Origin of the sequence: Exiguobacterium aurantiacum (assembly GCF_024362205.1) — a bacterium.
GTDB lineage: Bacteria > Bacillota > Bacilli > Exiguobacteriales > Exiguobacteriaceae > Exiguobacterium > Exiguobacterium aurantiacum_B.
Genome location: NZ_CP101462.1, coordinates 1,433,567 through 1,448,825 on the forward strand (window position 1 = coordinate 1,433,567; position 15,259 = coordinate 1,448,825).

The 15,259-nt window shown below is 54.1% G+C and carries 18 protein-coding genes and 1 riboswitch; of the genes, 13 read left to right on the forward strand and 5 right to left on the reverse strand.

Annotation, left to right across the window (positions count from 1 at the left end):
• Positions 1-33: 33 nt before the first annotated feature.
• The 11 genes from NMQ00_RS07450 to NMQ00_RS07500 all read left to right on the forward strand — a co-directional run bounded on the left by NMQ00_RS07450 (position 34) and on the right by NMQ00_RS07500 (position 9,951).
• Positions 34-1,437, forward strand: a complete 1,404-nt coding sequence (locus NMQ00_RS07450) for an amidase family protein (RefSeq protein WP_255178570.1) — start codon at positions 34-36, stop codon at positions 1,435-1,437.
• A gap of 69 nt (positions 1,438-1,506) precedes the next feature.
• A complete protein-coding gene (gene rlmN / locus NMQ00_RS07455; protein WP_255178571.1) occupies positions 1,507-2,568 on the forward strand; it encodes a dual-specificity RNA methyltransferase RlmN in 1,062 nt (353 codons plus the stop codon).
• 171 nt (positions 2,569-2,739) lie between these two features.
• Positions 2,740-3,621: an SMP-30/gluconolactonase/LRE family protein gene (locus tag NMQ00_RS07460; RefSeq protein ID WP_255178572.1), complete on the forward strand. Its 882-nt coding sequence runs from the start codon at positions 2,740-2,742 to the stop codon at positions 3,619-3,621.
• Positions 3,622-3,633: 12 nt separating this feature from the next.
• Positions 3,634-3,897: a hypothetical protein gene (locus NMQ00_RS07465; protein WP_255178573.1), complete on the forward strand. Its 264-nt coding sequence runs from the start codon at positions 3,634-3,636 to the stop codon at positions 3,895-3,897.
• 108 nt (positions 3,898-4,005) lie between these two features.
• A complete protein-coding gene (locus tag NMQ00_RS07470; RefSeq protein WP_255176384.1) occupies positions 4,006-4,323 on the forward strand; it encodes a hypothetical protein in 318 nt (105 codons plus the stop codon).
• Complete coding sequence (locus tag NMQ00_RS07475) at positions 4,287-5,168, forward strand: IS3 family transposase (RefSeq protein WP_255178696.1); 882 nt, start codon at positions 4,287-4,289, stop codon at positions 5,166-5,168. Before NMQ00_RS07470 ends, NMQ00_RS07475 begins: the two co-directional genes overlap by 37 nt.
• Positions 5,169-5,297: 129 nt before the next feature.
• Complete coding sequence (locus tag NMQ00_RS07480) at positions 5,298-6,491, forward strand: GTP-binding protein (RefSeq protein ID WP_255178574.1); 1,194 nt, start codon at positions 5,298-5,300, stop codon at positions 6,489-6,491.
• A gap of 61 nt (positions 6,492-6,552) precedes the next feature.
• Positions 6,553-6,653: riboswitch (TPP riboswitch) on the forward strand.
• 81 nt (positions 6,654-6,734) lie between these two features.
• Positions 6,735-7,328 (forward strand): Ykof family thiamine-binding protein, encoded by a 594-nt coding sequence (locus NMQ00_RS07485; protein WP_255178575.1) that lies wholly within the window; start codon positions 6,735-6,737, stop codon positions 7,326-7,328.
• Positions 7,321-7,896: an ECF transporter S component gene (locus tag NMQ00_RS07490; RefSeq protein WP_255178576.1), complete on the forward strand. Its 576-nt coding sequence runs from the start codon at positions 7,321-7,323 to the stop codon at positions 7,894-7,896. The genes NMQ00_RS07485 and NMQ00_RS07490 overlap by 8 nt, the downstream gene beginning before the upstream one ends.
• Positions 7,889-9,220, forward strand: coding sequence for an ABC transporter ATP-binding protein (locus NMQ00_RS07495; RefSeq protein WP_255178577.1), 1,332 nt, complete (start codon positions 7,889-7,891; stop codon positions 9,218-9,220). Before NMQ00_RS07490 ends, NMQ00_RS07495 begins: the two co-directional genes overlap by 8 nt.
• Positions 9,217-9,951, forward strand: a complete 735-nt coding sequence (locus NMQ00_RS07500) for an energy-coupling factor transporter transmembrane component T family protein (protein WP_255178578.1) — start codon at positions 9,217-9,219, stop codon at positions 9,949-9,951. The genes NMQ00_RS07495 and NMQ00_RS07500 overlap by 4 nt, the downstream gene beginning before the upstream one ends.
• A gap of 16 nt (positions 9,952-9,967) precedes the next feature.
• Here NMQ00_RS07500 and NMQ00_RS07505 read toward each other — a convergent pair whose 3' ends face one another.
• Together NMQ00_RS07505 and NMQ00_RS07510 are read right to left on the reverse strand one after the other, a co-directional pair.
• The gene (locus NMQ00_RS07505; RefSeq protein WP_255178579.1) at positions 9,968-10,555 is read right to left on the reverse strand and encodes a DUF1643 domain-containing protein; all 588 of its coding nucleotides are present in this window, start codon (positions 10,553-10,555) and stop codon (positions 9,968-9,970) included.
• Positions 10,556-10,589: 34 nt separating this feature from the next.
• Positions 10,590-11,282: a lytic transglycosylase domain-containing protein gene (locus tag NMQ00_RS07510; RefSeq protein WP_255178580.1), complete on the reverse strand. Its 693-nt coding sequence runs from the start codon at positions 11,280-11,282 to the stop codon at positions 10,590-10,592.
• A 78-nt stretch (positions 11,283-11,360) separates the two neighbouring features.
• Between NMQ00_RS07510 and NMQ00_RS07515 the strand changes: the two genes are divergently transcribed.
• Positions 11,361-12,059, forward strand: coding sequence for a CPBP family intramembrane glutamic endopeptidase (locus tag NMQ00_RS07515; RefSeq protein WP_255178581.1), 699 nt, complete (start codon positions 11,361-11,363; stop codon positions 12,057-12,059).
• On the opposite strand, the gene NMQ00_RS07520 is transcribed toward NMQ00_RS07515, so the two are convergent.
• Entirely contained in the window at positions 12,016-12,915 is a 900-nt protein-coding gene (locus NMQ00_RS07520; protein ID WP_255178582.1) for an alpha/beta hydrolase, read from the reverse strand. The genes NMQ00_RS07515 and NMQ00_RS07520 overlap by 44 nt on opposite strands.
• 204 nt (positions 12,916-13,119) lie before the next feature.
• On the opposite strand from NMQ00_RS07520, the gene NMQ00_RS07525 reads away from it, so the two are divergent.
• Positions 13,120-13,533: a hypothetical protein gene (locus tag NMQ00_RS07525; RefSeq protein ID WP_255178583.1), complete on the forward strand. Its 414-nt coding sequence runs from the start codon at positions 13,120-13,122 to the stop codon at positions 13,531-13,533.
• Positions 13,534-13,554: 21 nt separating this feature from the next.
• Here the strand turns inward: NMQ00_RS07525 and NMQ00_RS07530 are convergent, their stop codons facing one another.
• A complete protein-coding gene (locus NMQ00_RS07530) occupies positions 13,555-14,223 on the reverse strand; it encodes an ABC transporter ATP-binding protein (RefSeq protein WP_255178584.1) in 669 nt (222 codons plus the stop codon).
• A complete protein-coding gene (locus NMQ00_RS07535; protein WP_255178585.1) occupies positions 14,220-15,227 on the reverse strand; it encodes an ABC transporter permease in 1,008 nt (335 codons plus the stop codon). The genes NMQ00_RS07530 and NMQ00_RS07535 overlap by 4 nt, the downstream gene beginning before the upstream one ends.
• Between the last annotated feature and the right edge of the window lie 32 nt (positions 15,228-15,259).

A 15,259-nucleotide genomic window follows, 5' to 3' on the forward strand; every position in this document is an offset into this window, starting at 1 on the left:
GAATACCATCCATTGACAAAAGGAGGAATCATCATGACTCACACATACGATTTCATGGAACTCGATATAAAATCTGCTCATCGCGGCTATAAAGAAGGGACGTTCACGGCACGTGACGTGACGGCCCACTATTTGACACGGATCGCCAAACTAAACGACAAACTGAAGGCGGTCATCCAAGTGAACCCGGACGCCTTGTTCGAGGCCGAGGCGGCCGACCGGGCCTTCCGTCGCGGAGTGCGCTTGCCGCTGCTCGGCATTCCTGTCTTGATCAAAGACAATGTCGAGACAGCCGGACTCATGAAGACGACGGCCGGCGCCGTCGCGCTCGAACATCACTTCGCGGGCAAGGACGCGCACCTCGTCCGACTTCTTCGCGACAACGGGGCCATCATCCTCGGGAAGGCGAACTTGTCCGAGTGGGCCAACTTTTTGACAGAAGGTATGCCAAACGGGTGGAGCGGTGTCGGTGGACAGACGCTCAATCCATATGGCGACAAGCTTGATGTCGGCGGATCGAGTTCAGGATCGGCCTCCGCGGTCGCGGCGAATTTGACGCTACTCGCCGTCGGCAGCGAGACGAGCGGCTCGATTATCCATCCGAGCGTGCACAACGGCATCGTCGGCATCAAACCGACCGTCGGACTCATCAGCCGCAGTGGGATCATCCCGATCTCCCGGTCGCAAGACACGGCAGGACCGATGGCGCGGACGCTCGAGGATGCGGTACGGGCGCTTGAAGCGATGGTCGGGGAAGACCCGACGGACCCGGCGACACTCAACCTCCCGGCCGGCCCGCCGTATCGGACGTGTCTCGATGAGCGCCAAGCGGCAGGGATGCGTGTCGGGGTCGTCAAGACTGATCTGTCGGAAGAAGAACAGGCGCTCTACGACGAAGCAATCGCCTTGCTGAAACAGAGCGGTATCGAGGTCGTCACCGTCGAACTGCCGTCGAAAGCGGTACTCGACCAAGGCGACATCTTGTACCACGAGTTCAAACTCGGAATCGAGGCGTATCTGGCTACGACGACGCTCCCGTACGAGACGTTGTCTGATTTGATAGACTGGAATAATGAGCATCTTGAGACGATCCCGCACGGGCAAACAACGTTCGAGAAAGCGGATGAGCTGTCGGGACGTCTCATCGAGGCGGCCTATTTGACGCGCCGCCTCGACGACGTCTATCACGCCAAGACGGACGGCATCGACCTACTCTTAGCCGAGCAGGACCTTCATGCACTCGTCTTACCGCATGACCACAACTATGACATGGCCGCAAAAGCCGGACACCCGACCATCACGATTCCGTTTCGATTGAAAGCGAGCGGGGCGCCGTTCGGCCTGTCGTTCACCGGGACGAGTTATGCCGAACGCGACTTGATTCGTCTCGCCTATGCGTTCGAGCGACATATTTCGCGTCCCGTCCCCCCGTTATAAGAACGTTGCACCGGTCGTCCACGTCCGCTACAATGGTACGTATGCGGATTGAAGAAAGGACAGATAGCAATGAAACCATCTATATACGGGCTGACATTTGATCAGCTGACGGAAGCCTGTGTCGCTTGGGGATACAGCGCCTTCCATGCGAGACAAATTTGGGACTCGCTCTACATCGACCGAGTCAAGCAAATCGAGGACATCTCGGTTCGGGCTGAGGTGCGTGAGGCGCTCGCCGCCGAATACGTCATCTCGACGCAAGACCTGTTCGTCAAACAAGAGGCTGGCGACGGGACGGTCAAATTTTTACTTAAATTACACGATGGGCACTATATCGAGACTGTGCTCATGCGACACAAATACGGCCGCTCGGTCTGTGTGACGACCCAGGTCGGCTGTAATATTGGCTGCAGTTTTTGTGCGAGCGGACTGTTGAAAAAGACACGTGATTTGACGGCAGGTGAAGTCGTCGAACAAATCATGACCGTGCAACACTACTTGGATGAGGTCGGGGAAGGTGCCCGGGTCAGCCATATCGTCGTCATGGGAATCGGCGAACCGTTCGATAACTTCGACAACTTGGTCGATTTCCTGCGCGTCGTCAAGGACGAGCGCGGTCTCGCCATCGCGCCGCGTAAAATCAACGTCTCGACGAGCGGACTCGCCGACAAGATTTACAAGTTCGCGGACCTCGACTTGCGCATCAACTTGGCACTGTCGCTCCATGCGCCGAACGATGCTCTGCGGACGCAAATCATGAAAATCAACCGGGGGTTCCCACTCGACAAGCTCATGCCGGCCATCCGGTATTACGTCGAGAAGACGAACAAACGCATCACGTTCGAATATATCCTTCTGTCGAAAGTGAACGATTTGCCGGAGCACGCCGAGGAATTAGCGGCGCTCATCGACGATATCAAGGACAAGTCGTACGTCAACTTGATCCCGTATAACCCGGTCAACGAGCATATCCAATACGAGCGCAGTACGTCCGAGGACATCATGGCGTTTTATGACGTCTTGAAGAAGCGTGGCATCAACACCGGTGTCCGTCTCGAGCACGGGACTGACATCGATGCGGCATGCGGCCAGTTGCGCAGTAAACATATGAACGTCGAAGGTGCGAAATAAGTGGACTCCTTGAATCATTCGATTCAAGGAGTTTTTTCATAGAGCCGCTCCGGCGAAGGGAAAACGGACATCGCCTCCAACTCTGCGGAACGATTTTGAAAAATATTGAATAGACCTCGTCCGCTCAGGGAATAGTCAGTTGAAATCAATGTAGAGAGTGGAGGCAATTCAATGGAGACAGTAAACGCTGCGTTATGGATTCGAGTCAGAAATACGCTTGGGGAAGGCCCGTGTTGGGATGCTGAACTAAAACGGTTCTATTGGGTCGACATCGAAGGACACACGCTTTGGTGGTACGACGAAAAGGAAGATGAGCTGTCTTCGTTCGATATGGGACAACAGATCGGGTTTGCGGTCCCGAAAGTGACGGACGGCGTCGTCGTCGGCTTGAAAGACGGCATCTATGAATGGGACGAGGTGTCGAAGCGACTCGATAAACTCGTCGAACTCGACGACCCGGAAGGGGATCTTCGCTTCAACGACGGAAAGGCCGACCCGTACGGACGAATCTTCGCCGGGACGCTCCATCTCAACGACGAGGAGAACGAGGCGACGCTCTATCGCTTGAACCGTGACGGCACGACCGAGGTCATGTTGAGTGAATTGACATTATCGAACGGTCTGACATGGTCCCCGGACCACTCGACGTTCTATCATATCGATACACCGACCGAGACGGTCCGTAAATACCCGTTCGACTTGAAAACGGGAACGCTCGGGGAGGGGGAAGTCGTCATCGATTTCAAAGACGAGGAAGGATTCCCGGACGGCATGACATCCGATGAGGACGGATTCTTGTGGATCGCCCACTTCGCCGGCGGAAAAGTGTCGAGATGGAATCCGGATACTGGTGAGAAAGTGCTCGAGGTGCTCGTGCCGGCCCCGAACGTCACGTCGTGCTGTTTCGTCGGCGATGACTTGAAACAACTCGCCATCACGACGGCGCGTGAAGGGATGGATGACGCGGCGCTCAAAGCTCATCCGGACGCAGGGTCGGTCTTTAAAATCGATACGGACGTGAAAGGGATGCCGCTCTATCGGTTTGGACGATAAGGAGGTACGAAGATGGTGAAGCGATTGCTCGTTCGTGCGGGAGTCGGTTTGGCGCTCGCGGCGGTGGCCCGGGTCGGCATTCACAAGCTGTTGGAGGCGAACCGGGAAGAAGATCATACGTATCTGGACCCGCGGTGGGATGAGACGCCGAGTGTCGATGCGGACAAGGACCTGGATGAGGTCGGTCTGACCCAGCTCGACTCGATTTATCGGGCCGAATGGCAGGCGAACGCCTATCCGCGCTCAGAAGCTGAACGGAAAGCGTTAGAAGAATAGGGAACGTCAACACGTCCGGGGTGGGCTAACCTAAATTTTTGAGACAATATAAAAACACCTTCGCAGTGGTACACTTTAAAAAAGTGCTAGCATCGGAGGTGTTTTTGCGTGGGCAAAAACGTATATTCAAGTGAAGTGAAATGGGCAGTGGTAAAAGACAAACTGAGCAGTGAGTTGACGAATAGAGAGATCATGGAGAAACACGGAATCAAAAGTGAGTCCCAGATCCACACATGGATGAGATGGTATCGGTCCAATGAAATCTATCGATTTGACCAGCCGATCGGTAAGCAGTACACCTACGGACTTGGTCCTGATTCCGCCAGCGAGGATGACAAGAAAGAGCGTCAACTATCCCACCTGAAGACGGAGAACGAAATCTTAAAAAAATTCATGGAGATCGAAAGAGAGTTGAGAAAGAAGTAGTCCTAAAGACTGTAGAACTTTTGAAGAGGAAATATACGATCACGACGATCCTACGTGTCCTAGACGTGCCACGGGCAACCTATTACCGTTGGGTCAGAGAACCGGTGAAGCACCCTTCGGTGCTAGAGCAAGCAATCGTCGAAGTATGTAAGCATACGAAATATCGATATGGACATCGAAAGATAAAGGCCCTGTTAGAGCAAAACTATGAGTTAACAGCAAACCGGAACACCGTACAGAGAATCATGAAGAAACACCATCTCCAGTGTCGGATCAAACCCAAACGAAAATGGAGGTCTCAGGGTGAGAGCATCATCATCGCACCTGACCTTCTCAAACGAGACTTCACGGCCAGTGAACCGAATAAGAAGTGGGTGACGGACATCACCTATATCCAATACGGGAGCACGACGAAATATCTTTCGACCATCATCGACCTATTCAACAATGAAATCGTTGCCTACAAGTTGTACGAGCATCAACAGACGCCCCTCGTCATCGATACGTTAAAGAAGGCGTTGGAGAGCCGGAACAACCCCGAAGGGGTCATCATCCATTCGGACCAAGGAAGTGTCTATACCTCATATGCCTTTCAAGATTTCGTTAAGAGGAACCATCTGACGAGCAGCATGTCTCGAAGAGGCAACTGTTGGGACAATGCGGTGATCGAATCATTCCATTCGAACTTGAAGTCTGAGGGCTTCCAGTACGTCAAGTTCAACTCGTTAAGCGACCAGGAAGTGCATGAACGGGTGAACCATTACTTGACCTACTACAACGAAGAACGTATCCAAGAAAAATTAGGCTACCTCACACCGATAAAATACGGTGGGATGGCAGCCTAATCAAGGTGTTTTTATTAGTGTCTCATTTCGCTAGGTCAGTCTAGGGAACGGGCGTGTTTTTTTCTTGACAAGACGAGGGCGACCCGTCATTATCTAAAAAGTAATGATTACGATTTAGGAGTGGGCAAAATGAAACGAATTCCAATCACCGTGCTGTCCGGTTATTTAGGAAGCGGTAAGACGACGCTATTGAACCACATATTGAACAACCGGACGGGCAAGAAATATGCCGTCATCGTCAACGACATGAGTGAATTGAATATCGATGAGCGATTGATTGAGCAGGGCGGCTTCTCGAGGACGGACGAAAAGTTGGTCGAATTATCGAACGGTTGCATCTGTTGCACGCTCCGTGAGGATCTGCTCGAGGCGGTAGCAGAGCTCGCGAACGACCGGGAACTCGACGGGATCATCATCGAGTCGTCAGGCATCTCGGAACCGATCCCCGTCGCCCAAACGTTTACATATGCCGACGACGCCCTCGGCATCGACTTGACGAGCCGAGTCTACATCGATGCGATGGTGACCGTCGTCGATGCGTATCGGTTCTTAAAAGATTTCAACTCGGGCGAGTCGCTCCATGAACGCAAGCAAGCGATTGACGCGACGGACGTCCGCGAAGTCGTCGACCTGCTCGTCGACCAAATCGAATTCGCGGACATCATCGTCTTGAACAAGGCGGATCGCGTGACCGAGATGGAACTCGACGAGATGGTCGGACTGTTGAAGGCGCTCAACCCGACCGCGAAGCTATTGACGTCGGTGCACGCGAACGTGGAACTGACCGAGCTGTTAGACGTCAATCTGTTCGATTTCGAGCAGGCGATGCATGCCGCAGGGTGGATTCAGGAATTAGAGGCAGACGTTCACACCCCGGAGACAGAAGAGTACGGCATCAGCTCGTTCGTCTATCGCCGGCGCCGACCGTTCCACCCGGAGCGTCTCCACGCCTGGATCGAGGCGTTCCCGGAACAAGTCGTCCGCGCGAAAGGCTTCTTATGGATTGCTTCCCGGAACGACCTCGCCTGCCTGTTCTCGCAAGCAGGGTACGCGTCGACGCTCGAACATGCGGGACGTTGGCTCGCGACACTGCCGGAGGAGGAACGTCGTCTCATGTTCGCCGCCGAATCGGAACTTGCCGCCGACTATGTCGAACCATACGGGGATCGCCAGACGGAACTCGTCTTGATCGGGCAACGGATGGAGCGTTCGGTCATCGAGACCGGACTCGACGCGTGTCTGTTGACAGACGAGGAGATGACTTCTGACTGGACGACGTTGCCAGATACACTTCCGGGGAACGGTATCGTGACTTTCACATAAACCGTTTACAAATTCGCAGTGGTCGTCTATACTTTTCGTTGCATAGACAACCGCATACATTGGACTACACTAGGGGTGCTTCGGCTGAGATGTGAGCATGGCTCCAATCCCTTATGACTCGATCCGGGTAATACCGGCGTGAGGAAGTGTGGCACTTTTTCTAATGATTTTTTAAATTGGACGAGTGGCCGCATTCTCATGGATGCGGCTTTTTTGTGTACACATAATAAGGGGGAATGGAACATGAACAACCAATGTGGAACGAGTCCGATCGTCGGATTCCGCTTTACGCTGAGCCCGATGACGTCTGATTTTGTGAGTGTCATCAAAGGGGCATTGAAGGAGACGAATTTGCAAAACGTTTGGCGGCATACCGATGACGTCTCGACGGTCATCCGGGGACGGGGTGAGCATGTGTTCGACGTGGCAAAAGCCGTCCTGTCACACGCGACGAAGACAGGGGAGCATGTGTCGATGAGCGGGACGTTCTCGGTCGGCTGCCCAGGCGACACGGCGGGAGACAACCTGCTCGACGTGACGACTGCGCCGGTGAACGGACGAGTCGGCTCGCAATATGTATCGTCGCAGTTCGCGCTCTATCCGCTCGGGGATGTGAACTATATGAATATCATCTACGAGGAAATTGCCTTTGCGAGAGAGCGTGGCGTCTTCAACGACGCGATGCACTATGCCTCTGGTATTCACGGGGACATCGAGCCGGTGTTCGCCTTTTATGAGGCGACGTTCGACCGGGTTCGTGAGAAAACGAGCCACGTCGTCATGACGGTGACGTTCAGTGTGAACAGCCCATCACACGAGGGACGCACCGATGCTTAAATCGTGGAAGCTAAAAGAAATCGTCTTGTTGGCCATCCTATCGGTCGTGTTCGCTGTCGTCTATTTGGCGTTCGTCCATGTCGGCAATCTATGGGCCGGCTTAATCGGACCGATCGCATACGAGTGGATCTTTGGGATTTGGTTCATCGTCTCGATTATCGCGGCCTATATTATTCGAAAGCCTGGCGCCGCGTTTTTGTCGGAAGTGTTAGCGGCATCGATTGAAATGATGATTGGCAACGCCATCGGACCTCGTATCATTTTAGTCGGGATCATCCAAGGGCTCGGGGCCGAAGCGGCGTTTGCGGTCACTGGCTACAAGCGATATGACCTATGGGTGCTTATGTTGGCAGGTTTCGGTGCGGCTGTGACGAGCTTCGCGTACACGTATGTCATGGGTGGACTCGCTGCCCTTAGTCCGACGTATGTGGCGACGATGTTCGCCCTGCGCGCGACGAGCGGAATGCTCATCGCGGGGCTCGGAGGGAAGATTTTGAGCGACTTATTGCTTCGGACGGGTGCGCTTGAAGGGTATGCTCTTGCACGGCAGGGACGTATACATGGTTGAAGCGGAACAGCTGACGTTTCGTTATCCGAACAAGGCATCCAACGTCTTGACGGATATCGCGCTTCGACTGACAGAAGGAAGGACACTCATCGCCGGGGCGAGCGGGTCAGGGAAATCGACTTTGTTCTCTTTGATGAATCGTTTGTATCCGGATAACTGTGATGGAATTGTGACGGGCAGACTGCACTTGTTTGACCGCTCTTATGAGACGTATGCAGCTGGCGAAGTGAATCGTCGAGTTGGAACGGTGTTTCAAGACCCGGACAGTCAGTTCGTCATGCAGACGGTCGAGGAGGAATTGATCTTCACACTCGAGAATGTTGCCGTCGCGAGGAATGAGATGATGGGTCGTGTGGCCACGATATTAGAAGAATTGCAGTTGACTGACTATCGTCACCGCACCATCCATGACTTATCGGGGGGAGAGAAGCAACAAATCGCCGTCGCCTGTGCCTTAATCGGTCGGCCGGAATGGCTCCTGCTCGATGAGCCGCTCGCACACCTTGATCCCGAGACCGCAAAACGTTTCGTGCAGTGGCTCGATGACGTCGCCTGGTCGGTAAACGTTGTCGTCATCGAGCATCGGCCCTTCATCTGGGACGATTTCTTTGATAGGGAAGTGGAACTCGTGAACGGACGCATCAGTTATGATGGACCTTTCATTGCCCGACCGGATTATACGTTCTCTCCGGTTAAAGTGACAAAAGGAAATGATATGTTATTTCACGTACCGCAATTTAACACCAAAAAATTTCAACTAGCAGCGAGCAAGCTAAAGGTCGCCGAAGGAGAGGTCATCGCAGTCCTGGGTCGAAACGGTAGTGGAAAATCGACTTGGCTTAAGAGCCTTGCCCGCGAACATCGTGAAGTCGGCCTCGTCCCGCAATCTCCGGCACATCTGTTCGTCACGAGTGATGTGACACGAGAACTCGCGTACGGCCACAACCTTCCGATTGAAGACATCTTGACGCGGCTCGGGCTTGGGCCGGTTCGAAACGATCATCCACTCTCGCTTAGTCACGGTCAAAAACGAAGGCTCGCCATCGGGGTGATGATGCTCTCGAATAAACGGCTCATCGCGTTCGATGAGCCGACCGCCGGACAAGACGAGGTGTCGCTTCGTGCGCTCTATGAATTGATAGCTGAACGAGTCCGTGCCGGTCAGACAGTTCTGTTTGTGACGCATGACTTAAGTTTCGCCCGAATCGCGAGCACATATTACTTGATGTGTGACGGCGACTTGAGCGGTCCATACGACGCTTCGCTCTGGGATGAACCGGAGTTACTGAGGTCCCATGGTTTGTTGATGGAGGAATCGCGATGACGTTTCAAGAGATGAACCCGACGATTAAATTTATGACCGTGACCTGTGTCATGTTCGGTCTCGCCTTTATGTATAACCCATGGACACCGCTTATTGTTTTCCTCGGTACACTGATCCTTCAAACGTTATTCTCTGACGTGAGCTGGAGACGGTGGGGGCTGTTCATGATTCCGTTTTTATTGACCGCGCTCGGGACATTGTGGACGACGCTCGTCTTTGGAAAGGAGACGAGCGGGGAAGTCCTATTCAAGCTGTTAGGCAACGACGTCACCGAGGAGAACGTGATGCTAGCAGCGACGCTCTCCTTACGGGTGTTGGCATTCACCGCGTTGTCGCTCCTATTCACTCTGACGACGGACCCAAAACGGTTCGTCTACAGTTTGATGCAACAAGCGAAGTTGTCACCTAAAATCGCTTACAGTGTCTTCGTCGGCTTTCGTTTTTTTCCCATTTTGAAACAGGAACTGATGCAGCTGTATGAAACGCACGCGTTACGGGGAGTACGTTTAGAGACGCGACTCGATCACATTCGGCACGTCCCAAAAATAATCATCCCACTTCTCGCCGGGGCGATCCGCCAAGCGGAACGAATCGCGTTCTCGATGGAAGCACGCGGGTTTACGGGCGAGCCTCGAGCGACGTACGAGGTGGTCCCCGTCACACAACGCGATTATTTGCTGGCGACGCTCTTGTTTCTATTGTTCGGAGTGAGTGTGTGGATTGGCGCGTAATGAAAAACAAGACGACTCACTCGGAGTCGTCTTGTTTCGTTTCTTTCACAATTCTAAATTTCGGTTTGACCGATTCGTTATTGAACGCCTCGAGTACGGTATTCTCGTTGGCCATACGAATCTGTTGCGGTTCGCCTTTGGACGTCGTGCCGATACAGAACATGTGAGCCTCATGGTCGGCGAAGAGCGCCTTATACGGGGTGGCGTGGTGCATCAAACGCCCCGGCGAGCCCCAGCCGACGATAATCATGCCGCCGCTCGCCTCGACCTCGTCGAGCGTTTCCTCGACGTAATGAAAATTCACTTCGTCGAGTTGCGATTCGACGTACGGTAGATTGTCATTGATGGCGAGCGTCGGGACGAGGCTGATGACGCGCATCTCACGGATCGGTTGATCAAGGTGGTTCCGCATGAGCATATACGCCCGCTGCGTGGTCGTACCGGACAAGAAAGCATCGCTCATCCGGGGTGAGTAGATGATGACGGCACAGATGACGCCATCGACGACATCCGTGAATTCGTACGAACGTAAATAGCGCTTCGTCTTATCTTCATTGAAGACCGACTTGACACGGATCGTCACTTCCTCGATATGGGTGTTCATAAAATTTCCTCACTTTTGATCAAATAGTGCCGGGTCAGACCCAGCCAGCGAACCATTCCAGATAGCGAATCGTATAGCGTGCAACTTGTTGAGTCGCCGACGCCTTGTCGTCCGGTAAATAAGACACGTCGGTTTGATACGACTCATAAAACGACATCACATCGTTGACATACTGCTCACTTCGATTGTACTCGAAGATGGCGTTCCGAATCGAATCCGTCGAGTCTGCCGTCGTCCCGCCGTGCTCACTCAAATAATAAGCGGCCGTATGGGCCGAATCGACGAGACTGTGCGGGTCGGCCAGACCGTCATTGTTGCCGTCGCGTCCGAGACCCCCATACTGTTCGATAAGGCCGAGATCTGTCAAATCTACCTCGTCCTCAGGGACGTCTCCTTTTTGGTCATCCGTATCATACTGCCAACCGAGCCACGTCCGCGGCATGAATTGGAACGGACCGATCGCCCCGACCGATGAGCGCATCGACGAGCTATGGGAGAAAATCGTCTCGACGCGATGGACCGCGGCGAGCAGTCGCCAATCGACGTCGTACGTGGCCGCGGCATCCTCATACACATCACGATGGACGGCCGGGACGCCGTGGTCCCCGTAATAGGCCCGGTAAAGGGCGTTGTTCACTTTATCATGTTGACCAAACCAGCCGATTGCGCCGAGGCACAGCACGATCACAAGCATGAGACCGGTCAGTCGCAAAATCAATCGTTTCAAGATTCCGCCTCCTAGCTTTCTAGACAATACCCGAATAGTGTAGCATATAGCTAACAGGAAGGACAGGAGTGGATATTTATGCTCGAACAGGCCGTCTTTACCATCATTCTCATGTATTTATTGATCGTTCAACTGTTCAATGCCCGGTTGATGAAGCCGATGATCGAAGCGCTCGGGCGAGGGCGCGTCTATGAACAGACGGTCAAGTCGTCTTGGGGGCTCAGCTTGCTGTTGCTCGCCCTCGTATTCTTGTTCGGCGTCCCACCCGAGGCGGTCGGGCTCGGATTCGCCCCGGTCGAAGGGAGCATGTCCGCTTGGAAGTTCTTCTTTTTCACGACCGTCCTCATCGCCGTGCTGCTGGCGTTCTACTTGGTCGTCAAAACCTCGCCTCGTTTACGGAAACGGTTACGACCGTACTATGAACTCGAAATCGAGCGGTTGCTCTTGCCCCATACGGACGTCGAGGCGAAAGCGTGGGGCGCCGTCTCGTGGACGGCCGGTGTGACCGAGGAGTTCATCTTCCGCGGTGTGCTCCTCTATACGTTATCCCTTTATATAGATGTTTCGTCACTGATGCTCGCTTTCATCGGCGGAGCCATGTTCGGGTTGGCCCACGCCTATCAAGGCGTCAGGGGTATCCTCGTCACCGGGCTCGTCGGTTGGGGTCTCGGCTATCTGTATTTGGCAATGGGCGTGCTCTGGCCGGTGATGGTCGTCCATGCCTTGCTCGACCTCATCGCTGGACCGATTCATGTCGCCGATTCAGAAACTGACTGACGGCCGCCTCGTAGGCGGGTTGATCTTTCAAGATACAGTTCGTATGCTCGGCCCCGTGGATGAGGGCAAGCTCATTTTGTCGGTTGAGCGCGTTCATCTCGACCGACATCCACGTCGGCACGAAATCATCTTTTGTCCCATGGATGAACAGCACCGGCGCGCCAATCGCGGCGAGTTCGTGTTTCGGTCGGACTTGGTGCATCCGGAAACCGGCCCGTGTCCAAAGGAAATAGTCGATTCCGGGCAAAAGGAGGTCACCGGGCAATCGGTGCAACACGTTCAACTGATGACGCATGAGTTGTCTCATATCGTCGAACGGACACTCGGCGATCAAGAAGTCGACATCGGTCAACGGTCCGGCCTGTAAAATCGAGGCGGCTCCCATCGAGACACCATGCAATCCGATTTCCGAGACCGCTTCGTTGGCTCGCAACCAATCGACCCAATCGGCGATATCGTGTTTTTCATGGTAGCCATAAGAGGCGTATACGCCCTCGGACTCTCCGTGCGAACGTAAGTCGACGGCGAGCAGGTTGTAGCCGAGGCGATGGAACATCGCCAAATGTGGGGCCATGAAACTGTGGGAGGCGGTGTAGCCGTGCACGAACACGATCCATTTCGTGGACCCTTCGTTGCGATAGACGCGCCCATATAGCCGGTATCCATCCTGAGAACGGAGCGAGACGTGCTCGAACGGCACGTCATGGTAAAACGATTGATCTTCTTTCGTGTATGGGGCCAAGAGCATCTCGGGCGTCTTGCGTTTACCTCGTGTCATGCGCTTGAACGCATAGTAACTGATGGCATAATAGCCGGTGAGTAATGTGGCGAGTCCAACTTTCCATCTCTTCTGCATCTGATCCGCTCCTTTCTCCATTATTGTACCCGAAAAGGCGATAACAGTTCACGTGCCGTGTGAGTTTGATTGCGGGTTAATGCCGTTAAGCGTAAGGCTTATCAATGATGACCTCGTTCGTCCGTTCGGTGACGTGCCGGTATGATGGGACTGAACAATCATCAAGGTGACGCGGGAGGGTACGAAGCGATGGGGCGAGAAGTGATGGATCGATTATTACAAGCGTGCTTGACGGGACAAGTGGATTACAAGAGCGCCGAAGGGGTGACGTTCTATCGTGCCCCGACGAGCGGCCATCGTCAGCATGCAATCGTACTCGACATACTGATCGACCGCTATGTGCTCGAACCAGGACGACCGATCGAACTGTCGGTAGCTGACGTGGCGAACTCGATTGGACTATCGGCGGACGAGGTGTTCCGTTCGGTCATGGCGCTCGCCCGAATCACCCTTGTCTCGCAACATATCGAGGAAAGACTGATTCGATTCGATTCGGCCGGGATCGATGAACGAGGGAAAATGACGCTCATCATCGGTTTCAACGCCTGGCTCACGCATCACTTGGGAACACTTGCAGCGGAATCGATCGAAAGATCGCTTCATGCACACGTCATATGACAACGAACAGGGAAGACCGCGTCAAACGCGGCCTTCCCTGTTTTGATGCCGGGGCGAAGGTTGGAGCAATCCGTCTTGTAGCAAGAGGACCCGGTCACAGACGTCGAGCATCCGTTCGTCATGGGTGATGACGATGACCCGTCGTCCGCTGACGCGTGCTTCGGTGACGAGCAACTCCATGACGCGTCGGCCGTTCTCGAAATCGAGACTCGCCGTCGGCTCATCGGCCAAGATGAGCCGGGGCCGGTTGACCAAGGCCCGGGCGACCGCGACGCGTTGTCGTTCCCCTCCGGACAATTGGCTTGGCAACTGGTCGAGACGATGGCCCAAACCGAGCGACTCGAGCAGACGAATCGGATCTTGTTTCGATTCGCTGTCGGCCTGGACGAGTTCGAGTTGTTCCCGGACCGTCAAATAAGGCACGAGGTGCGCCTGCTGGAACACAAACCCGATCTCGTTCAACCTCAAGAGGCGTCGCTCTTCTTCACCGGCACCGAGCAAGTCACGTCCTTCGAGTTCGATTTGTCCCGATGCCGGCCGTTTCAACAGACCGAGAATTTGGAGCAACGTACTTTTGCCGCTACCACTCGGCCCGATAATACCGATACATTCACCGGGTTCGACCTGTAAATCGATGCCACGCAGTACGGGTTGTCCGTCATAGTCATGGCTGATGTTCATCAGTTTCATTGTAATGTCCCTCCTAAAGCATCTGCTGCGTCAAGGTGACGCAATTTCCAAAGTGGCAACAGCGTCCCGATGAGTGAGAGCACGAACATGATCACACTATAGAACAACACGTGTCCGGCTTCGAAACGGAATGGGATGTCGGATGGGACGAACGAGGCGACGAGTGCCGTCAAGACGGCAGCCGATAAACTCGCGACGAGTACAGTCGTCATGACTTGCGTGACGAGCGCCGTGCCAATCACGCGAGGGCGAATCCCGATTGCTTTTAAAATCCCGAGTTCCGGTAGTTTCTGGAGTGTCAACATATAAAAGAAAGCGGTCAAGATGAAGGCGCCAATGAACAGTAAAAAACCGCGCATCATCGTGAACGTTCCTTGTTCGGCCGTATAGCCGGGAACGGCCTCGACGACCTCTTGTTTGGACAGCGCCGTCAGTGAGGTCGGCGCCTCACCAAGCCAGGCCGAGACGTACTCCGGTTGGCCGCCGTGGGATTGAAACGCCTCCCACGTCTCCATCGACGCCCAAATGACGGGTGCGTGACTATAGCGTCCGTCCGTCGTCCCGGCAATGGTGAATTGGTAGCCGGTCGTGAAGTCTTGAATCGTGTCCCCAAGGGCGAAGTCACCGAGAAAGCTCGGGTCGACGAGCACATCACCGACGGCGAGATCAAGCTCGGGTCCGACATCAGAATCCGCAGGCAACGTGAACAGTGTGGCGTCTTGTTTGACGGTCCCCTGGACGAGCGTCAACGGTTTGACCCCTAGCGGTGTAAGCGTTTCGGGTGTCGGCAACTCGATGAACGAGCGGGGCAATTGACCATCTGCGTCCTCGGCCAGCTGAAACGTCTCGACATCGAGTTCACGCAAGCTGGCCCCGTTGTCGTAGGCGAGCCCGTCCGCGAGCCCGGTGATCAACGTCGACAATAAGACGATGAGTAGGGTGATGACGAAAATGAGTGAAAATTTTCGTTTTTGCCGCCACATCTCTTTAAATGCTAACTTCATACAAAAAAGCCTCCTTCATAGCGATGAGGGAA